Source organism: Microbulbifer aggregans, assembly GCF_020524005.1.
In the GTDB taxonomy this organism is placed as follows: domain Bacteria; phylum Pseudomonadota; class Gammaproteobacteria; order Pseudomonadales; family Cellvibrionaceae; genus Microbulbifer; species Microbulbifer aggregans_A.
Genome location: NZ_JAIVKK010000003.1, coordinates 432,502 through 451,971, shown reverse-complemented (window position 1 = coordinate 451,971; position 19,470 = coordinate 432,502). Strand labels below are relative to the sequence as shown.

The window sequence follows — 19,470 nt, the reverse complement described above, 5'->3', positions numbered from 1 at the left end:
GGATATACCGGCGAAGACTTCAGTATCGAAAATGTGAGGCCGATAAGGCTCGCCTGATGACCGCCGACTAACGGGCTGGCGATGCGGTAGCAACGTACTCAGTTTTTACCGCACCGCAAGTTCACTCAGTAGTAGTGCAGGTCCGTCGCCTTGCCGCGGAATACCCGGTAGGAAAACGCGGTATACAGCAGGATAACCGGCACAACAATCACCGCGCCCACTAGAATAAATTGCAGGGATTCCCGTGCACTGGCGGCCTGCCAGATATCCAGCTGGCCCGGCACGATTTCCGGGAAGAAGCTGAAAGCCAGGCCGGTGAAACTCAGGATAAAAATCCCAACCACGGTATAGAACGGCAGGCTGCAATGGCGGTCCCCCGCTTTCGGCAGGCGGCGCAGCAGGATGTCGTTGCTAATAAAAGCGATAAAGCACAGCGTCGGTATCAGCAGCACGAACATCACCAGCGGGAAGGTAAACCAGCGGTCGAATACCCCCGGATTCACCAGCGGATTGACGACGCACACCGCGATCACGCCCACCAGGGCAGCGCGCCCGGCCTGGATGCTCCACTGTACTGCACGCTGTTGCAGGGCGTTTTCGGTTTTCATCACCAGCCAGGTTGCCCCGATATAGGTATAGGCCGCGGTCACCCCTAAGGCACTCAGTACGCAGAAGTAAAATGCAGACCAGCTGTTGTCGAAGCCCATGACGTATTGCCCCAGCATGTAGCCTTGGGCAAGGGTAGTGATCAGGGAGCCGAGCTTGAAGGTGCGATCCCACGCGAGCTTGTGGTCCACCGCCGCCTTGGCGCGGAAGTCGAATGCCACACCGCGCATGATCAGGCCGATCAGCATGATCGCCGCTGGAATATACAGGTTGGTCAGCACAATACTGTGGGCAGTGGGGAAGGCAATCAGCAGCAGGCCGATGGCCAGTACCAGCCAGGTTTCGTTGGCGTCCCAGAAAGGACCGATTGAGGCGATCATGATGTCCCGCTGGCGCTCGTCGGCCTCGCCCATCGGCAGCAGGATACCGACGCCCAGGTCGTAGCCATCGAGAATCGCGTAGACCACGACCGCGAGCCCCATCAGGCCGATAAACACTACCGGCAGCCAGTCAGTGCCGGCCATATTGGCAATATCAGTTACCGCGCCACTCATTGAACACCTCCTTGAGTGCTATGGCCAAAATTGAGGGATGCTTCCCGGGGCAGGTTGGTGAGGCTGCCGTCGGCAACCGGTTCACTGGTTTCGAATTCTTCAACGTTGACCGACTTCAGTGCCATTACCCGCAGCGTATGGATATACGCCCACATCAGTACCACATAGGTGACCAGATACAGGGTCAGGGAAAGGCCGACATGGGAGGGCGCTACCGGGGTGACCGCGTCGGCGGTTTTCAGAATACCGGTGACCAGCCACGGCTGGCGCCCGACCTCGGTGACATACCAGCCGGCGAGCGTCGCTACCCAGCCGGAAAAGGTCATGCCTACCAATACCCTGAGCATCCAGGTCGGCAGCTCGCCGCGTTTACGCAGCAGGAAAATCGCCCACCAGGCCGTGACCAGCATCAGCAGGCCGACGCCGACCATAATGCGGAAACCGAAAAACATCGGTTTGACCGGCGGGTGATCGCCCTCGAATTCGTTCAGCCCGCGAATTACGCCGTCGGTTTCATGGGTGAGGATCAGGCTCGCCATGTTGGGGATGCCGACACTGAAATGATTCGTGCGTTGCTCCTCGTCCGGAATCGCAAACAGCAGCAGTGGCGCGCCTTCTTCGGTATCCCAGACCCCTTCCATGGCAGCGATTTTCTGCGGCTGGTGCTCAAAGGTGTTGAGACCGTGCAGGTCACCGACGAAGGCCTGCACCGGTGCCAGTATCGCGGCAACAATCAGGCCGGTCTTCAGCGCCAGCCGCGGCGCCTGCTTGTGGTCCCCTTTCAGGATCCGGTAGGCGGAGAGCCCGGCCACAAAGAAGGCGGCGGTCAGCCCGGAAGCCAGCAGCATGTGCACAAAGCGGTAGGGGAATGAGGGGTTGAAGATGATCGCCATCCAGTCTGATGCGTGCACCACGCCATCGCGGATCTCGTAGCCTGTGGGCGTCTGCATCCAGGAGTTGAGCGCAAGGATCCAGAACGCCGACAGGGTAGTACCGACGGCGACAATCAATGCGGAAATGGTATGCAGCCGGCTGGAAACCCGGTTGATGCCGAACAGCATGATGCCGAGGAAGGTTGCCTCGAGGAAGAAAGCGGTGAGTACCTCATAGCCCAGTAACGGGCCGGCGATATTGCCGACTTTTTCCATAAAGCCCGGCCAGTTGGTTCCGAACTGGAAGGACATGGTGAGACCGCTGACGACGCCGAGGGCGAAGGTGAGGGCAAAGATTTTTACCCAGAAGCGGTAGGCCCGCATCCACACCGGGTTGCCGGTAAGATCGAAGCGCAGCTTGAAAAAGAACAGGATCCAGCAGAGCGCGATGGTAATGGTGGGAAAGAGAATGTGAAAACTTATATTGGCCGCGAACTGTATTCGCGAAAGGATCAGTGTATCCAGCATGAGCACCTCACAAAACACTGACAGCGCCCGGGCCGGGCGCCATTGATTTCCTGCTACGCCCTATTTTTTACGGGAGCCACCGCTGGCTTTGGATTTCAGCTCCAGCAGTTTGCTGAGGCCGGATCCCAGTTTCATCAGTTTGAGCAGGTCCTTCTGGTCCAGCCTGCTCAGGGTATTGGCAAACTGGTCGAGCATCTCCAGAAGGCTGTAAACCTCCTGGATTTTTTCCTGCGCCAGCGCTTCCTGTTCGTCGCGGGGATCGGACAGTAAAAGCTGGCGCAGGAGTGTCAGGGTCGGGTCGAGCTCACGCTTGCGGCGCTCCTCGAATACGGTGCGCGCCAGGTCCCAGATGGAGCCGGCTGCGGTGAAGTAATCCTTGCGGTCGCCGGGCTGGTGGTGAAGCTCCACCAGGCGCCAGGCCTGTAATTCTTTGAGTCCCATGCTCACATTACCGCGGCTGATCTTGAGCGCTTCGGCGAGCTGGTCGGCATTCAGCGGTTCGCTATGGATGGTGAGCAGGGCGAACATCTGTCCCACGGTGCGGTTGAATCCCCAACGGCTGCCCATTTCCCCAAAATGCAGGACGAACGCTTGTGCCTGGTTCGAAAGTTTCATCTTTTTCTTAAGTTTCAGAAATTTCTGAAAATTCTAAACGCTAATTGACTTGTGTCAACTGTGGGGGAGCTATTTTCCGGATTTGTGGCAGTCGATCAGTTTGAGGCGGGGGTAGGAGGGGAAAGGGAATTGGTGCTATGCGTGATGATATTCGATGAGCTGAACTCGCCGCGAAGGTACCGATACCGGGTAGAGCTTTGTGAGACCGTCTGCGGCCAGGACGGCCGCAGCCGAGCCCCCATGGATGGGTTTAGGGGGGGGCGCCTAGCTCGTGTCTCACAAAGCTCTACCCGGTAGCGGTACCGCCTCAATGTTGTTCTGTGTACAGCACTAGGGCGCAGGGGCTTAGGTAGTTGCCCAACCCCGCAACAGATTGTGATAGATCCCGGTGAGGGATTTGACCTGTGGATCCTGGTGGCCGCGCTCCATGGTCAGGGTCTGGATGCACTGGTCCAGCTCGAACAGCTGTTCCCGCTGGTGGTCGTCGGCCACCAGGCTCTGGATCCAGAAGAAGCTGCAAACCCTCTCGCCCTCGGTGGTCGGGGTCACCTGGTGCAGGCTGGAGGACGGGTAGAGCACCGCACTGCCGGCATTCAGCTTGACCGCCTGGGCACCGTAGCGGGTCTCGATCATCAGCTCGCCGCCTTCATAGGTATCCGGCTCGCTCAGGAACAGGGTAATCGACAGGTCAGTGCGCAGGGACTCCCCATTTGGCAGCTGCATGATGGCGCTGTCCACGTGCAGGCCATAGTGGCCGCCGTCGCGGTAGCAGTTGAATTTGGGTGGGTAGATTTTTTGTGGCAGCGCTGCGGAGACAAACAGCGGACTGCGGCCGAGGCGCTCCAGTACCTGCTGGCGCAACTGTTGCGCTACCGGGTTGCGGTCATCCATTTGCAGGTTGGCCTTTACCGAGGCCGCCTGGCCGCCGGCGGTGGCGGCGCCATCCAGCCAGGGTTGTTCCACCAGCTGCGCGCGCAGTTGCGCGGCTTCGTCGGTGGTAAAGAGATCTTCGATAACTGTAAGCATGGTGTCTCCTGTTCGCGCTTTCTTAGCGGCGCTTTACTGCGTCGGGCTGAATACTTTGGATATCCGGGCGCCCGGACAGTGCCATGGCGATTTCCAGTTCTTCGTGCAGGATACGCAGCAAATGCGCGACGCCCAAGGCGCCGGCAGTGGCGAGTGCGTAGAGGTATGGCCTGCCCAGTAATACCGCGTCAGCGCCGAGGGCGAGGGCCTTGAAGATATCGGTGCCGCGGCGGATACCGCTGTCCAGCAATAGCGGCAGGTCGTGGCCGACGGCCGCGCGGATTTCCGGCAGCGCGTCGATGGTGGCCGGCAGGCCGTCCAGGGTGCGGCCACCGTGGTTGGATACGATGATGCCGTCGAGCCCGATGGCCTTGCACTGCTCGGCATCCGCCGGGCTGATTACGCCTTTTGCCAGTAACGGCAATTTGCACTGCTCACGCAGCCACTGCAGATCCTCCCAGCGCGGTGCATCGGCCATAAAGCCGTTCAGGATCACACTGCTGCCCGGCGCCAGGCTGCGTGGCGCGGGTGGCTCGTAGCCCGTTGTATTGGGGGTGGGAATATGTGCGGGCAGGGCAAAGCCGGAGCGTTGTACCCGGTTGCGCAGGCCGCTGATCGGCGCGTCCAGGGTCACCACGATGGCTTCGTAACCCGCGGCTTCGGCCCGTTGCAGCAGATCGAGGGTCTGTTCCCGTTGCGGCTGAAAGTAGAGCTGGAACCAGCAAGGCGCGGTACTTTCTGCAGCAATGGTTTCCAGTGGCGTGGATGCCAGAGTGGAGGCGATAAAGGTGGTTTCCAGCGCGTTGGCTGCCGCCAGTGTGGCCAGTTCACCGTCCGGGTACAGCAGTTGCTGGTGGGCGATGGGAGCGATCAACAGGGGGAATTTATGCCTGCGGCCGAACAGGTTAACCCCGGTATCCGCGTGACGAAAATCCGCCAGCATGCGCGGAATGATTTCCAGCGTATCGAATGCTGTGCGGTTTTTTCGCAGGGTGATTTCATCCCCGGCGCCCCCGGCAATCTGCGCCCATACCGGGTCGGAGAGTCGCTGTCTGGCTTCCTGCTCGTAATCCCCGGCGCTAACTAAATGCGGGGGAATCCGGTCGAGGTAATCGGTTGGCGGGGTCTGCTCTGTCATTGCTCTGGTCTATTTATTTGGCGTAACTTTTCTGGGCTAAAAAAAAGCCGGGGAAGTCCCCGGCTTTTTTCAGGCTGCGCGTGGATTACAGGTCGTAAGACACAGTCAGCGCAGCGCTGCGGGCATCACCGATGTAGGTGAAGGCACCGCTCCGGTATGCCGCCAGATAGTAGTCTTTATCGGTCACGTTGTTAACGTTCAGCTGTGCTTTCAGCTTTTCGCTGAATTGGTAGCTGGCGAACAGGTCAAAAGACGTGTAGCTGGGGACGCGGAAGGTATCGCTGGCCGCGGAGTCCGGCTGGCCGGCAAAGATTTCACTGGAGTAGTTGGCAGAACCACCGAAAGCGAACGCGCTGGTGGCCTGGTAGCGCAATTGCAGGAAGGCGCTGTCGTCTGCGAAGTTCGCCAGGCTTTCGCCGATGCTGTCCTCGTTGGTGGACTCAAGGATTTCAGAATCCATCATGGTGAGGCCGAACTGGGTGCTGAACTTGTCGCTCAGGTTACCCACCAGCGCTACTTCGAAACCTTGCACGCGGTTCTTGCCGGTGTTGATGCTGCCAACATCGTCATAGCTGGAGCCAAACGGCAGGCTTTCCATCACGTCGTCTTTAGTGATCTGGAAGATGGCACCGGTCAGCAGCAGTTTTTCGCCATTCAGGTTCCACTTGGTACCCAGTTCCAGGTTGCGGGTGCCTTCCGGGTTGGGGGCGCCCACGTTGGCGCTGTCGGTACAGATACCGCCGTAACCACAGTTTGCGCCCACATCGGATTCACCGCCGTTGATGTTGGTGGCGGTGCCGTATGTGAAGTACACATTGCCCAGGTCGTTGAAGGTGTACACCACACCAACATGGCCGTTCACCAGGGTATCGGAATATTCGTACAAGGTGGCTTCGGTGGCGCCACGGCCGAAGGCTGCGTTGCTGTAGTCGAAGCTGTCGAGGCGCAGGCCGGCGTGTACGGTCCAGAAATTATTCAGGTCAACAGTATCCATCAGGGAGACAGATGCGGTCTTGATCTGGTAATCGGAATCCCAGTCGCTGCGGGTGATCTCGAGGCCCATCAGGTTGCCGTTATCAGTGATGTAATCACCGTTCTCGTCCACGATACAGAAGTGTTTATCACCGCGACCATTGGCCTCACAGTTGCCGGCAGCGGTTGGGTCCACTTTGAACTGGCCGTTCAGTACCGCCAGGTCGGAATATTCTGCGCTGATCAGGAACTGGTGCTGCACGCCGCCCAGCTGGCTGTCGATAAACAGGTTGGCCTGGTTTACGAAGTAATCCACATCCTGCCAGCCCTGGTGCGTGCTCAGGGTTACGGTTCCTGCACCGGGTGCCATCTCGTCATCGTCTGCACGGGTGGTGCCACGGGCGCCGGTCACTACGTAGCCGTTTTCGGTGGTGCCGTAACGGGTGGAGTTCTGGAAACGCAGGTTGTCGCTGATGTCGTAGTTGGCGCGGAAGGTAAACGTCTGTACCTCGGAATCCAGGAAATCCTGGTCCTGGGTGTAGGTAGGCAGGTCGTGTACCGGGCGGCCTTCGGGCACGATGTAGGTACCGAGGTCCGGCTTGTCTTCGGCATTCAGGTAGTAGAAGTCACCAGTCAGGCTCAGTTTGTCAGTAGTCTGCTGGGTGAGGGACAGGGCCACACCATTGCGCTCGCGATCCGCCGGGGCGCGATCCGGCACTTCTTCGTAACCGTGCAGCAGGTTCACACGCGCGGCCAGGGTTTCGGAGATCTTGACGTTGCTGTCCAGGGTCAGGCGGCGGAAATCATTGGTGCCGAAGCCCGCTTCCACGTTATTGAAGTCGTAGTCGGTGCTGGCTTGCTTGGTCACACTGTTAACGGCACCACCGGTGGAACCGCGGCCGGCGAAAGTTGCGCTCGGGCCTTTGGTGATTTCGATCTGCTCAACGGCGAAGCTTTCACGGGTGGTCATGCCCGGGTCACGCAGGCCATCAACATATACATCGCTGCGCGCTTCGTGGCCGCGGATGATGTAGCGGTCGCCGAAGGCGTTGCCGTTTTCACCGGTGCCGAGAGTTACGCCCGGCTGTGCGTCCAGTACTTCGCGCAGGTCGCTGCGGCCGGATTCCTTGATCGCGGTCTGGGTCAGTACGCTGATGGTCTGCGGTGTTTTGGCAATTTCTTTTACGCGACGCGCATCACCGGAAACCTTGGCTTTGTAGGGCGCGCCCTCTTCGGCGTAGGGATTGGTATCACTGGTGCGCTCGGTGATCTGCATGGTGTCCAGAACGATCGCTTCTTCCTCGGCCAGCGCCGCCTGCCCCATCAGCAGCATTGGCACGCTCAGAGCCAGTGCGGTTTTGTTGACGTTGAGACGCGGCTGCGCGGATTGACGCAGGGAGGCCGGGGCCAGTTGCTTTCCTTTCTTCATGTTCTACTCCGTGAATTTCCGGTTTGTGATCAGTGAATATTCGACCGGGATAACCAGTTTGATGGTCTCCCGGTTCATGGATTCGGGTATCGGTGGCACCGGGGATGCGTTCTGCAGCATCGACATTGCCGCCGCATCCAGCTCCGGGTGGCCCGAGCTCTTTTTGATAGCCGCTTTGGTAATGTCGCCATTCTTTGCGATGGTGAATTCCACAGTGACTACGCCCTGAATTTTTTCTTTCTTGAGTGCCGCCGGGTAATCCTTGAAACGGTTCAGCCAGGCCATCAGCGCACTGAAATAGGTTTTGGCATTGCCGGCGGTGGCGCCTGCGCTGGCGTGATTGTGCCGCCCGGTTGCGCGTACGGAGGCGGGCTTGGGCTCAGGCTTTTTCTCTACCTGCGGCGCAGGCTCGTCCACCACTGCGGTTTCTGCTTTGGCTTCTACTTTCGCTACGGCAATCTGGCTGACTTCCGCCGTTTTTACCGTCGTTACCTGTGGTTGCGGCTCCGGCTTTGGTTCAGGCTCGGATTCAGGCAGTTTTGGTTTTACCACCGGCTCTGGCGGTTGCGGCTTGAGCTTCGGTTGTGGCTTCTTTTCCGGTTTTGGCGGCTCGACGGGTGCAGGCTCCGGTTCTTTTTCGGGTTCCGGGGGCTGCAGAACTTCCTCGTAACTGCCCAGCATGCCGAGGCCAACATCTACACCACCTTCCCCTGCCTCCACGGCGACACCGGCTTCCGGTTGCTCGAGGTGAAAAATGCCGGCGGCCAACAGCAGATGCAGCATCAGTGCGATAAACAGGGACGAAACCCACTGGATACTGTTCATAAGCTGCCGCCGCCGGACTGAACTTCAGCGCGCTCGCTGTACAAGGTGATCTGCTCCACACCGGCTTCCCGCAGCAGGTTGAACACGGCATCCAGATCCTTGGCCTGTAAGTTCCGGTCGGCCTTGACGTAAATCTGCGTGCGCACTTCCGGCAGGCTGGTTGCCAGTGTCTCCAGGGTTACCGCCTTACCATCAAACGTGAGCTGGTTTTCCGCATTGATTTTCAACACCGCAGGTGGCGTGTTCACCGGTTCCTGACTTTGTGAAACCGGCGGTGTGATCGCGTCCTGCTGGTCGTTACTGATCTTTCCCGCAATCATGAAGAAAATAAGCAGCAGGAAGACGATGTTGATCAGCGGGATCATGCTGTCGTCGGCGCTCTTGCGCGGGCGTGCTGTGTGCAGCTGCATTATTGTTCGCCCACCTGTTTGGCCAGGTTTTCCGGCAGGCTCTTGCCCAATGTTGCCCGGCTCAGGCCGGCCTGTTGCAGGGCTTCCAGTGCACTGACGATATCCTGAACCCGTACCGTGGCCTCGGGAGCCAGCAATACGGCAGCGTCTTGTTCAAAGTGTTGCAACATCGCCGGGGAAAAGTCCCGGTAATGAGCGATATCCAGATCACCATTGGCCAGCCGCAAGCGTTGGTCGGCATGCAGGATCAGTACATATGGTGCCGCAGGCTTTTCTGCCGTCGCGCTTGCTTCCGTTGGCGAAAAGAAATCCACCGCCCGCCACTGGCTGAAGCTGGACGTCAGCATGAAAAACATCAGCAGGATAAACACCACATCAATCAGCGGTGTCAGGCTGATGCCGCGGCGGCGGGACTGAAACAGCAGAGGTGTGTCCGCGGCTTGTTGTGAGCAGGTGGATTCCATTTCTATTCGCTTTATTTATCTGGAATCAGGCCGGCTGCTGGCTGGGTTTTGATTTGGCTTCGCCCGCTTTTACAGGCTCTTTAGCGGCCGTCTTGCGGCTGTCTTTTTCCGCGAACCAGGTAAACACGCGGTCGAGATCGTTCTGGATGTCACCTGCCTGTACTTCCACTTTGCGCTCGAGCCAGCTATGCGCGAGGGATACTGGAATAGCGACGGCAAGGCCCAGGGCCGTGGTGAGCAGCGCCTGCCAGATACCGCCGGACAATACCGCAGGATTCACCTGGGTGCCGGCGGCCTCCATTGCTTTAAACGCTTCGATCATGCCCATGACGGTACCGAGGAGGCCGAGCAGCGGCGCCAGGGTGGCGATTACTTCCAGTGGACGCAGGAAACTGTTGAGCTTGCTGATCTCGACGCGGGCCAGGCGCAGGCTTTCGGTACGGACCTTGTCGGCGGACAGGGTTTGGCGTTCAAACAGCCCGAGCGTCTGTGCGATCAGGCGCGCGCGGGGGTTGCGTTGTCCCTTGGAGAGTATCAGCGCCTGGCTGCGCTCACCGTTTTCCAGGTGTTGAAGCACGCGCTCAGGAGTGGCGCCGGGCAGGGTACGCAGCTGCCAGAACTGCCACAGCTTTTGCAGAAACAGGGTTGTTGCGGCAATGGAAAACGCGCACAGCAACCAGATCACTACACCACCCTGAATAAATAGCGCGATTGCGTTCTCCACGGGTCGGCTTCCTTATTGTTAAGAGATGTTAATTTGGATGCGGATAGTAATGATTCGTATTTGGTAGAGCAATAAGGTTAGCCCAGTTACTGGTACTTTTTTCTTAAATTTATGTTGGAGGTTGATTTGGGCGTCAGGTATTGGCGCTAAGACAGTAATGTGTCGATGGTTTGTGCGTTTTTTGATCGTTACCGGGTGGTTGGTAATCGCTTGAATGCTTGTTCGAGCCAGTCATCCGGCACGATAAACCCGCGGGTGTATTCGCGGCCGTTGCGGGTGCCGGCGACACAGACCGGCCCGCGGGCAAGCAGCTGTTCATCGACAAACCGTTGCTCGCGTTCAGTATTGGGCCGACCTGTCGTTAGGGGTGCGAGCCAGCTGTGCTTGGGCAGTTGGAACCAATGGCCGGAGGAGAGATGTCGGACGTTGTGGATAAACTGCTCCAGCGTACACCACCAGTAACCCGGATCAGTGGCTGGGGCGATCTCCCCAAGTGGGCGAAACAGGCGCCCGGGCACCAGCGCCCACTGGCGGATACTGTCCTGGTGGTTTGGCAATCCCAGTGTGGTTAATGCCGCGCTGGTAGCGGCGGCATGAAGCACGGGCAGTTGGTGTGTGCGCATGCGTGCGAGCTTGATATCCAGCCTGTCTTTAAGGCCCGGGCCTACCCAATAGTCACCGGCTTGCAGGTAGAACTTCACCGCAACCTCCCAGTGTTCGCAGCGAGCATCGGGCAGGTGCTGGACCAGGAAATCCAGCTCGCCCAGCGTCCGTCCGCCCTCGCGAATGGGAAAGTTGCGTGCGATCAGTCGGTAATCCGGGTGATGTTCAAACGCGAAGGCCCACAGGTTTTCAAAATAGACCCCCAGGCGCCGGCTGCTGGTGCTCTCCAGCAGTTGCGTCAATGATTCTGACCGTGCATCGCGAACGTCTGCTGTGGAAAAGTACTCACGGAGGCGTTGTCGTCGTGGCGCAGGCAGCCACGGAAGTGTGGAGGGCGTGCAAATGTCGGTGCTGCTGACTGCCCACAGCAGGTTGGCCCAATGATCGGGCTCGGCGATGGTCAGCGGTATTTCGGCAGGCGGAGACATGACGCGAGTATAGGGAAAACCTGTGGCGAGGGCAGCGCCGGTATCACCACTTGAAGCGAAAGCCAAAGCGCACACTTGCGCCGTAGCTGTCGCCCGGGTTGTCGAAGCTGGTGCTGTAATCCACTTCGGTATAGAAGGAGCAGTGATCGCCGCATTCATCGTAGGTGGCGCCAACGCCAATCTGCCCCCACCAATCGTCGCGGGCCTGGTACAGGTAGGTACCGGATACGTTCACCCGGGTTTCTGCATCGTAGTAATAAAATGCGTTGGCAATGGCGTAGAGGTTGATCCGTTCGAGCAGCAATCGACCGTACATATTGGCGGGGGATTTGCGCCCACTTACCCGCTGCTCGAAGGCCACCCCAAAGCGCGCCGCGCCGCCGTGGTTTTCGGTGTCCTTCATATAAGCACCGTAGGCGTCGTAGATATCGTCCGCCTCTTCCGCGTTATAGGTCACCTGCACTTGCGGGGTCAGGGCGAAGTAGTCACACAGCTTGATGGTGTGCCCGACTTCGGCGGACAGGGATACGCCCACCGCATCATTGCCTCTGGCCAGGTAGTAGAGCTCGTAAGACCGCAGGTCGGTGTCGAACCAGTTGACCTGGGCTTGCAGGTCTACATAAGTACCCTGGTGCCCGTACCAGGTTGCGGTACCGCCAACACCAAAGTTTTCAGTATCAAACTGGCCGTGGCTGAAGAATGCGTCCAGCTCGGTATCCGCATACGCATACTGCCCGAACAGCCCGAGGACCAGGCGCCCTCCATAGACGGAGGGATCAACCGAGAAATCCACACCCACCTGAGCCTGCCCGTAGTCCTGCTGCCACTGGGCGCGTCCATAGGAAAACTCCGGCGCGAAGTCGTAATACTCCCCCGCTATACGCATCCACAGGCCGCCGCCATCGATGGTTTTTTCCGTGGCTTCGGTGAGGCAGCAAACACCGCGATCGAGGTAACTGGTACCCGCCCAGAAGCGGTTGCCCACCCGCTGGCGCAGGGTGTTCGGGCGATTCATATTGCGCAGCACCTGCGCGTAGGTTTCGTACATTACCGCAGCCGGTTGCCAGCGGGGGATCAGGTTGCCGCTGCCATCAAAAGGATCGAGCAGGGTTGAGCGCAAATACCAGTTGCCGTCGTCGGGGTCGCTCAGTGCGTTGTGGTGCAGGGTGTATCCGTAGGCGCCGCCGATCGTCACATCCTGGCGGTCAGCGCCCCAGTAGTCGCCGTCGAGCACAAAGGCATCGCTGGGGGAGTCGCCCTGTATGTCGATCACCTTGATGCCGTCGCCGGTGGTCAGGGCGCCGTTACCGCCCATGTTGTAAACGCGCACGAATGTTGTACCGCTGGCATTACCGAGAATATTGAGCCGATCTGTAGCGGCGTTGTCGCCGGCCAGGCGGGTATCGATCCGCAGGCGTCCGTTGCGGCCAATATAGTTACCAAAGCGGCCGTCATTGTGCGGGGTGATACTCAACTGGCTTATACGGTTGTCATGCAAGAGAAGTGTTCCGGCATTCAGTACATCGCCCTGAATTTCATAGGCCCGCGGCAGAAATTGGACGATCCCGCCAAACCGGATATCCAGCCCCAGTTGCTGGCCGTTGCTGTCCTGCCCGCCACCAACGGCGAGGGTGCCGAGCAGGTCGAGTTTGGTGCTGCCGTTGATGATGATGCGTTCCCAGTTGCGCAGCAGGCGGCCGTCGATTTCGTGGTCCAGTTTGAAGCGCAGCGTATCGACATCGCCGTCGTCTGCGGTCAGGTCATCGCCGCCATCGAGGACCACATCGCCTTCATAGGCGAAGGCATCGATTTCCAGGTAGTCGGATCCGGCATTGCCGCGAAATTCGCTAAGGATGCCTTCATCCCAGTAGACATAGTCGTCACCGGCACCGGTATCGAGAAAGTTGAAAATGAATCCGCCTTCGAGAATCACCTCGTCATCGCCTTCGCCGGTGAGCACTTCGAAGGCGAGCCCGTCATAGATATGCACGTGATCGTTGCCGGTACCGGTGTCGAGACCGCCGCCGAAAAAAGAGCCCACTTCCGACTCGCGCACATCCATGACCACGGTATCGTCGCCGTCGCCGGTCAGCAGGTTCGTTTCGACTTGAGCTCCGTTGATGTTGACGGTGTCATTGCCGGCTCCGGCGTCGACGGTACCTATTGTCCCGCCATTCAAATCCAGGGTGTCGTCCCCCGCGAGGCTGTTTACATCGGCACCCCCGGCGTCGTTGTCTTCGTCACACAGAATGCTGTCGTCGCCGGCGGTGCCGGTATTTGAGGGCGAGCATTCCGCAATTGCCGGGGAAGGCGAGAGGGCTGTGGCCAGCACCAGGCCGATGGAAGGTAACAAATGCTTGTTGAAAAGCCGGACGGTGAGCAACAAATTCCGCGCTGTTTGAATCACAAATGCCCCCGGGGGAGTCGTTATAGATTGTTATCCGGAACCGGCCTGAAGACTAGAACTCGTAGGTTACGCCGAGGTTCAGTGTCCAGGGGTTGTACTCAAAATCGGAATACAGGCGCTCATAACCGGGTGAAACCGGGAAGGTAACCACGCCGTCGGTATCCGCGTCGGTATAGATCACCGCCGCATTGATCAGCCAGGCGCGCCCGTGGCCAAGGCGCCAGTCCAGACCAAGCTGTGCACTGGCGCCCCAGGAGTGTCCCATGCCGAACTTGGAAAGCCCGGTGGCCAAACCGCTGTCGATCAGGTAACGCTGCATTTCCGGTTTGAGTTCGTCGTCGTAAAAGTCGGTGTAGTTGACGCCGATACCGATATACGGCTGTCCGAGGCAGGTCTCATCCATCAGGTACCAGTTGACGAAAAGATTGGCGGATGAAGTGGTGAAAAAACCAAACTCGATATTGTCCCGCCCGGGCTGGGCGCGAAAATTGGTGATGGTCAGTGAGTGATCCGGACTGCCGATATACAGCGCCTCCACGCCGAGGTAGGGAAGCGGGCGCCAGACGCCGGAAACATTCCAGGTCACGTTTTCATCGATATCCCATCCGGTACGATAAAGCTCCCAATCCTGCAGCAGGTAATATTTCAGCGGTGTGATGTCGTCGTCTGGATAGACGAAACTGGCTCCCAGGCGTACATAAAACCGCGTCAGATCAATATCGGAAACCGGTATCTGGGCTGTTGCCAGTGCCGGTGACAGCAGTGCTACAGCGGCAGCCAGCTTGAGCTTTTTCATTGTTAACTCCGTTTAACACCAGTTGGTACAGGGCCAGGTTCCAAGGCTGTATCAATTGGCGGAAAAGCTTTTTCGTGGCGCGGCAATTATGGATTTATAAACTGCCGAAGAACTTGCGAAAGCATCAGTAAAAGTAGCATGGGGGTGGGATTTTGCTGGGGAAATAAGGAGCCTTGAATGCAGTGCGCGGTAACCGGATGGGCAATTGCAAGCGCGCATGTTTGCGCCTTGAATAAACAATTGGCATTCCGCCCCGAGTGCTGCTGGTGTGAAGCTGGAGATACTAAAAGAGAGTTATGTAAACAAGCAGAGTTGAAATCAGGCCACCGCGCGCCACTGTCTGGGTGAACAGCCAACTTTGCGTTTGAACGCCCGGGAAAAAGCGGCCAGTTCCGAGTATCCGAGAATATCCGCGATATCGCTCAGGGGGAGTGTGGTGTTACGGATGTATTTCATCCCCAGTTGGATGCGAATTTTGTCTGAAGCCTCGCGGAAGTTGGTGTCGAGCTCCTCGCGCAGCCTGCGGTGTAAGGTACGCGGGGACATATCCAGTGCTGCTGCCACGCTCTCGAGTGAAAGGTTTCCCTTTTCGATCAATTCTCGGGTGGTGCTGAGAAATAAATCCTCGAAATCGCCGCCTAGTGACTGCTCGCTGGATTCGAGGGCCGATTTCAGTTGTCCGTAGTCGGCGCCTTTCTTTTCCGTGTTGGCCCTTTGTAAAACCTCACTGTGAAAACACAGGCCGGAGAACTCCTGTCCGAAAAGCACCGGACAGCGGAAGAACTGTTTGTAGGGGCGCACATCTTCTGGTTGTGCATGATCGAACTGGACCCGGGATGGAAGCCAGCTCGAACCCAGTAGTTGTCTCAGGATGTTAAAGGCAATACCGACGGATAGAAGGTGTTTCTGTTTCAGGTCCGGTGCGCCTTCAAGATCCACCGCGACGCGCCAGGTGGCGATATCCTTTTCCACTTCGCAGATTGAACGTGCGCCATTGATATGTACTTTTAGGTGGTCGCCGATATCGGTAATGGCCTGACCGACGGTGGGGGCTTCAGCGGCCACGGCACCGAGCAGACCCATGGTCGTCAGCGGTTGCCGGCGGGCCACCAGCAGGCCGAAGTGTGGCGCATCCGTGGCGTCTGCCAGTGTATTCAGCGTGTTGATCAGCGCGATATAGGGAAAGCGGGCGTCGGGATTGTAGTCGCCCAGCGGGGGTAGGCCGTTGCGGTGGAAAATCGGTTCGGGATCGACACCGAGTTCCAGTGCGGCTTCGCGAATGCCATCGAAGGAGGCGAGTCGGACTGAATGCGTGGTCATCTGCGGCGAAACCTCTTCCTGCCACTTTCCATATCGAAGCAAAATGCGCGCAGTGGCGAAAAGAGTCAAGTCTCATCAGTCACGACTCGCTCGGGGCCTACTGCGAACCCTAGCGCACCAGGCGCAACATAAAGTTGAGGATTTTCTGCGTGGTTGGACCGTAGGGCGGCATCAGCGGTTTCATGCCGTCGAAGAAGCCCTGGTAGAACACCGGGCGCATCTTCGAGAAATTCACGAAGCCTTCGTAGCCGTGATAATGGCCCATACCACTGGGGCCGACGCCACCGAATGGCATATCGTGCTGGGCTACGTGCAACAGTGCATTGTTGACGCTGACACCACCGGACATCACGTGCTCGATATAAAACGCCTGCAACTGCTTGTCTCTGGTAAATGGGTAGAGCGCGAGCGGGCGGTCGTGATGGTTAATGTAGTCCGTGACCTCACTGGCCTGCCGGTAGGTTTTGATTGGCAATAACGGGCCGAAAATTTCCCGCTGCATTACCAGCATATCTTCGCTGACATTGAGGATCAGGTGCGGGGGGAACTTGCGCAACTTGCCATCGCCTTCGCCGCCGGGTGCCAGGTTGATCACCCTGGCACCCTTGGCTTCCGCATCTCTAACGGTTTGCCACAGGCGTTTATAGGATGTGTCGTCGATGATCGACGTGTAATCGCTACTCTGCAGGTCTGGATAGCGCCTGGCGACCAGTTTGCGGGACTGCTCGACAAAGCTTTCTACCTTGTCTTCCGGCAGAAACAGGTAATCGATATTGGTGCAGATCTGGCCGGCATTCACCAGCTTCCAGTAAATGATGCGATCGGCAGCGACATCAATGGGGAAGTCGGGAGCTACCACGGCGGGCGACTTGCCACCCAGTTCCAGCGTTACCGGTGTCAGGTTGGCGGAAGCATTGCGCATCACTGCGCGGCCGGTCTGGGTGGAGCCGGTAAACAGCAGATGGTCGAACGGTAATGCGGAAAAGTCCGGACCTATCTGGTGACTGTCGGCAAAAATGGACAGCTTCTCCGGCGGGAAATAGTCACCGCTGGCACTGCTTAACAGATGCGCCAGGCGCGAGGAACGGTCCGACATTTTCACCATGGCGCGGTTGCCGGCCGCAAAAATGCAGGTCAGCGGGGCAAACATCAGGTTGGCCGGAAAATTCCACGGCACGATTACGCCCACCACGCCCAGTGGCTGGGGAATCACCCGGCTGCTCGCTCCCGGGTAGAGAGTGAACGGTGTGTGGCGCTTCTGCGGTTTCATCCACTTGCGCAGCTTTTTGATGGTGTCCTTGATGCCGTCCAGCACCACGAAAAATTCGCAGAACAGGGTTTCCGTGGGCGAGCGGTTGCCGAAATCATCACTGATCGCCTGCACGATCGCATCCTGGTGATCTGTGAGCAGCCTGGCGAGTTGCTTCAGGTCCTCGATTCGCTGGGCAAAACTCGGATAAGGCTGTGCCAGGTACGCCTGGCGTTGCTGCTCGAATACATACTGGATCTGCGCTAAGGCTTGCTCGCGCGGAACTTCAAATTGTTTGTTCATTACTTTCTCCCTAGGCGCGGATGATTCCGGTTCAGCCTGTCACGCTGGTAGTAGATTCACTGGCAGTAATACGGTCTGCCGTCCCGCTACGACAGATGATGCCGTGCAGGTCGCCGCTGCCAGTCAGTGCGGAGATGCTGCCGGGCAGCGGGTTGGAAAAGCGCACCGGGGTTATTTTCTCCGCACGCTCCCGGTTGAAGACCGGTGCTTTGGACCAGGCGTACTCGCTCAGGGCCAGAATGGTTAGCGACGGGTTGACCCCCAGATTGCCGGGAATCAGCGAGCCGTCGATCACACGCAGGTTCTGGTAGCCGAATACCGCGCCTGTATCGTCCACCACGCCGTCTTCGGCACAGGTGCCGATGGCCACGCCGCCCATCAGGTGTGCAGTACTGGGGGCACCGGTCAATACTTCGGTGACCACGTTGCCGGCGTTACCGCCGCCAGCGGCGTCAATATAGTGGCGGGCGGTCTCGTGGGCGATGGGGAAATAATTCGACAGCGGTGAGTCGCCGGGTTCCTGTGTTACCCGCCAGCCGAACGGCCATTTGCCGGATTTCACGTGTACGAAACTGTCCTTGGTCTGCATCACCAGGAAGATAATGCTGTTGCGAGACTTGCCGATCGGGTTGAGCATGCACAGGGATTTGATCGGCTGGCGCAACATACTGGCCAGCATGCTGATCTGCCGTGGCACGCGCCCGTTGGATTCGGTAATTGGCACCGCACTCTGCAGGGCGAAATTGAAATCCCCATAGGGGGCAAAGCGCACGATTTCGATCCGGGTTTCATCATCCGGGTCGAACATGCTGGTGATGGCCGGGCCCTCGCACACTTCCCGCGGCTTGCCGTCTTTGTCTTTGTAGTCGCTGGTGGCGACGATCAGCGTCTCGGAATTGGTGCGCACCTGACGGCCGAGCTGTGGCGAGATATTTGGCAGGGTGCCGTCTTTGTCGCGGGCTTTCAGCAGCAGCGGAATGGTACCGAAGACACCGGCTGACACCACGACCCCGCGGGTGCGGATTTTGTAGGGCTTCTTGAACAGCAAGGCGGTGGAACTCTGTACCGTCAGCTCGTACCCGGCGCTGCCATCGCGCACGCCTTCGGCGTTGGGCAGCGGCTCGATGCGGGTGACTTCGCTTTCCGCGCGGATCTCCACACCATTGCGCTCGGCAAACCAGAGGTAGTTCTTCTCCAGGGTATTCTTGGCATTGTGACGGCAGCCCATCATACAGCCACCGCAGTGCTGGCAGCTGTTGCGGTCCGGGCCCTCGCCATCGAAGTAGGGATCGCCACGGTCCTTGCCGCTCCGGTCCTCGGGGGCTTCCGGGAACAGCACGCCGGTATTCACGACCTGGAAAGAGTCTTCGCGCCCCATCCGTCGGGCGGTTTCCTTAAGTGTCTCGTCGGCAGCATTGCCGTAGGGATTTTTGGCCACACCGATCATACGCTGGGCCAGGCCGTAAAACGGCAGCAGGCGCTGCTTCCAGTCTTTGTGTACCCGCGACCACGGCTCGGAGTCGAAGACCTCGTCGGTGGGGATCAGGTGCACGTTGGCGTAGATGAGCGAGCCACCGCCGACACCGGCGCCGTGGAGTGCGGTCACCTTACGAGTAAGGCTCACCTGCATGGTGCCGGTCAGCCCCAGCTTGGGCGCCCACAGGAACTTCTTGATGTTCCAGGAGTTGTTGGAGAAATCCTTGTCTTTCCAGCGCTTGCCTTTTTCCAGCATCAGCACCCGGTGGCCCTTTTCACTCAGGCGCAGTGCGCTGCTGGAACCACCAAAACCAGACCCGATGATGACCTGGTCAAAATCAAACTTCTCGCTCATCGCGGATACTCCTGTGGAGACTCAACTGTGTTTTTATTGTTCAAATCAGTACGCGAGAATAGAGGAGTGGCCTTGAAGCAATTTGACAATTCTCGCCAACAGGGAATCTGTGCCTAACGCATCTTTCCCGGTCACAAAGATAGCGGCGAGGACCGGCTTGTGTCGCTTTTTAGCCATTAAGGTGAGACCGGTTGGTCATATTGATAGAAGAGTAGTGTGTGGCCAACGAGTACTGCGGTCCGGTTAACCTGTCAGGCAGGGGATTTAGGCCTGTACGCCTTTCACGGTGCAACTAAGCTGGGACTTCACT

General features: G+C 58.4%; 16 protein-coding genes. All 16 read right to left on the bottom strand.

Annotated elements, in window-relative coordinates; all coding sequences use genetic code 11:
- Nucleotides 1-125: 125 nt before the first annotated feature.
- The gene (gene cydB, locus LC093_RS06825) at nucleotides 126-1,160 is read right to left on the bottom strand and encodes a cytochrome d ubiquinol oxidase subunit II (protein WP_226663520.1); all 1,035 of its coding nucleotides are present in this window, start codon (nucleotides 1,158-1,160) and stop codon (nucleotides 126-128) included.
- Entirely contained in the window at nucleotides 1,157-2,560 is a 1,404-nt protein-coding gene (locus LC093_RS06820) for a cytochrome ubiquinol oxidase subunit I (protein WP_226663518.1), read from the bottom strand. The genes cydB and LC093_RS06820 overlap by 4 nt, the downstream gene beginning before the upstream one ends.
- Before the next feature lie 60 nt (nucleotides 2,561-2,620).
- Nucleotides 2,621-3,175 (bottom strand): GbsR/MarR family transcriptional regulator, encoded by a 555-nt coding sequence (locus LC093_RS06815; RefSeq protein ID WP_226663517.1) that lies wholly within the window; start codon nucleotides 3,173-3,175, stop codon nucleotides 2,621-2,623.
- A gap of 345 nt (nucleotides 3,176-3,520) precedes the next feature.
- Nucleotides 3,521-4,201 carry a Fe2+-dependent dioxygenase gene (locus LC093_RS06810; RefSeq protein ID WP_226663515.1) on the bottom strand — a complete coding sequence of 227 codons (681 nt, stop codon included), beginning with the start codon at nucleotides 4,199-4,201 and terminating at the stop codon, nucleotides 3,521-3,523.
- A 22-nt stretch (nucleotides 4,202-4,223) separates the two neighbouring features.
- Entirely contained in the window at nucleotides 4,224-5,339 is a 1,116-nt protein-coding gene (locus LC093_RS06805) for an alpha-hydroxy acid oxidase (RefSeq protein WP_226663513.1), read from the bottom strand.
- An 85-nt stretch (nucleotides 5,340-5,424) separates the two neighbouring features.
- Nucleotides 5,425-7,740, bottom strand: a complete 2,316-nt coding sequence (locus LC093_RS06800; RefSeq protein ID WP_226663511.1) for a TonB-dependent receptor — start codon at nucleotides 7,738-7,740, stop codon at nucleotides 5,425-5,427.
- Between the two features lie 3 nt (nucleotides 7,741-7,743).
- Nucleotides 7,744-8,565: an energy transducer TonB gene (locus LC093_RS06795; RefSeq protein ID WP_226663507.1), complete on the bottom strand. Its 822-nt coding sequence runs from the start codon at nucleotides 8,563-8,565 to the stop codon at nucleotides 7,744-7,746.
- Nucleotides 8,562-8,975, bottom strand: a complete 414-nt coding sequence (locus LC093_RS06790; protein ID WP_226663505.1) for an ExbD/TolR family protein — start codon at nucleotides 8,973-8,975, stop codon at nucleotides 8,562-8,564. Before LC093_RS06790 ends, LC093_RS06795 begins: the two co-directional genes overlap by 4 nt.
- Nucleotides 8,975-9,439 (bottom strand): ExbD/TolR family protein, encoded by a 465-nt coding sequence (locus LC093_RS06785; protein ID WP_226663503.1) that lies wholly within the window; start codon nucleotides 9,437-9,439, stop codon nucleotides 8,975-8,977. The genes LC093_RS06790 and LC093_RS06785 overlap by 1 nt, the downstream gene beginning before the upstream one ends.
- Nucleotides 9,440-9,464: 25 nt before the next feature.
- Nucleotides 9,465-10,163 (bottom strand): MotA/TolQ/ExbB proton channel family protein, encoded by a 699-nt coding sequence (locus LC093_RS06780; protein ID WP_226663501.1) that lies wholly within the window; start codon nucleotides 10,161-10,163, stop codon nucleotides 9,465-9,467.
- Nucleotides 10,164-10,351: 188 nt separating this feature from the next.
- Nucleotides 10,352-11,320, bottom strand: coding sequence for a DUF1853 family protein (locus LC093_RS06775; protein ID WP_226663500.1), 969 nt, complete (start codon nucleotides 11,318-11,320; stop codon nucleotides 10,352-10,354).
- Entirely contained in the window at nucleotides 11,298-13,661 is a 2,364-nt protein-coding gene (locus LC093_RS06770) for an autotransporter outer membrane beta-barrel domain-containing protein (protein WP_226663498.1), read from the bottom strand. The genes LC093_RS06775 and LC093_RS06770 overlap by 23 nt, the downstream gene beginning before the upstream one ends.
- 52 nt (nucleotides 13,662-13,713) lie before the next feature.
- A complete protein-coding gene (locus LC093_RS06765; RefSeq protein WP_226663496.1) occupies nucleotides 13,714-14,457 on the bottom strand; it encodes an OmpW/AlkL family protein in 744 nt (247 codons plus the stop codon).
- Nucleotides 14,458-14,775: 318 nt separating this feature from the next.
- Nucleotides 14,776-15,777: an AraC family transcriptional regulator gene (locus LC093_RS06760; protein ID WP_226663494.1), complete on the bottom strand. Its 1,002-nt coding sequence runs from the start codon at nucleotides 15,775-15,777 to the stop codon at nucleotides 14,776-14,778.
- Between the two features lie 109 nt (nucleotides 15,778-15,886).
- Complete coding sequence (locus LC093_RS06755) at nucleotides 15,887-17,329, bottom strand: coniferyl aldehyde dehydrogenase (protein ID WP_226663488.1); 1,443 nt, start codon at nucleotides 17,327-17,329, stop codon at nucleotides 15,887-15,889.
- Nucleotides 17,330-17,360: 31 nt separating this feature from the next.
- On the bottom strand, nucleotides 17,361-19,160 hold the full coding sequence (locus tag LC093_RS06750; protein ID WP_226663486.1) for a GMC oxidoreductase: 1,800 nt from the start codon (nucleotides 19,158-19,160) through the stop codon (nucleotides 17,361-17,363).
- Nucleotides 19,161-19,470 lie beyond the last annotated feature (310 nt).

What these genes read in the sequence shown, in the direction of transcription:
- cydB (WP_226663520.1), bottom strand. Translation starts at nt 1,160, where the DNA reads ATGAGTGGCGCGGTAACTGATATTGCCAATATGGCCGGCACTGACTGG.
- LC093_RS06820 (WP_226663518.1), bottom strand. Translation starts at nt 2,560, where the DNA reads ATGCTGGATACACTGATCCTTTCGCGAATACAGTTCGCGGCCAATATA.
- LC093_RS06815 (WP_226663517.1), bottom strand. Translation starts at nt 3,175, where the DNA reads ATGAAACTTTCGAACCAGGCACAAGCGTTCGTCCTGCATTTTGGGGAA.
- LC093_RS06810 (WP_226663515.1), bottom strand. Translation starts at nt 4,201, where the DNA reads ATGCTTACAGTTATCGAAGATCTCTTTACCACCGACGAAGCCGCGCAA.
- LC093_RS06805 (WP_226663513.1), bottom strand. Translation starts at nt 5,339, where the DNA reads ATGACAGAGCAGACCCCGCCAACCGATTACCTCGACCGGATTCCCCCG.
- LC093_RS06800 (WP_226663511.1), bottom strand. Translation starts at nt 7,740, where the DNA reads ATGAAGAAAGGAAAGCAACTGGCCCCGGCCTCCCTGCGTCAATCCGCG.
- LC093_RS06795 (WP_226663507.1), bottom strand. Translation starts at nt 8,565, where the DNA reads ATGAACAGTATCCAGTGGGTTTCGTCCCTGTTTATCGCACTGATGCTG.
- LC093_RS06790 (WP_226663505.1), bottom strand. Translation starts at nt 8,975, where the DNA reads ATGCAGCTGCACACAGCACGCCCGCGCAAGAGCGCCGACGACAGCATG.
- LC093_RS06785 (WP_226663503.1), bottom strand. Translation starts at nt 9,439, where the DNA reads ATGGAATCCACCTGCTCACAACAAGCCGCGGACACACCTCTGCTGTTT.
- LC093_RS06765 (WP_226663496.1), bottom strand. Translation starts at nt 14,457, where the DNA reads ATGAAAAAGCTCAAGCTGGCTGCCGCTGTAGCACTGCTGTCACCGGCA.
- LC093_RS06760 (WP_226663494.1), bottom strand. Translation starts at nt 15,777, where the DNA reads ATGACCACGCATTCAGTCCGACTCGCCTCCTTCGATGGCATTCGCGAA.
- LC093_RS06755 (WP_226663488.1), bottom strand. Translation starts at nt 17,329, where the DNA reads ATGAACAAACAATTTGAAGTTCCGCGCGAGCAAGCCTTAGCGCAGATC.
- LC093_RS06750 (WP_226663486.1), bottom strand. Translation starts at nt 19,160, where the DNA reads ATGAGCGAGAAGTTTGATTTTGACCAGGTCATCATCGGGTCTGGTTTT.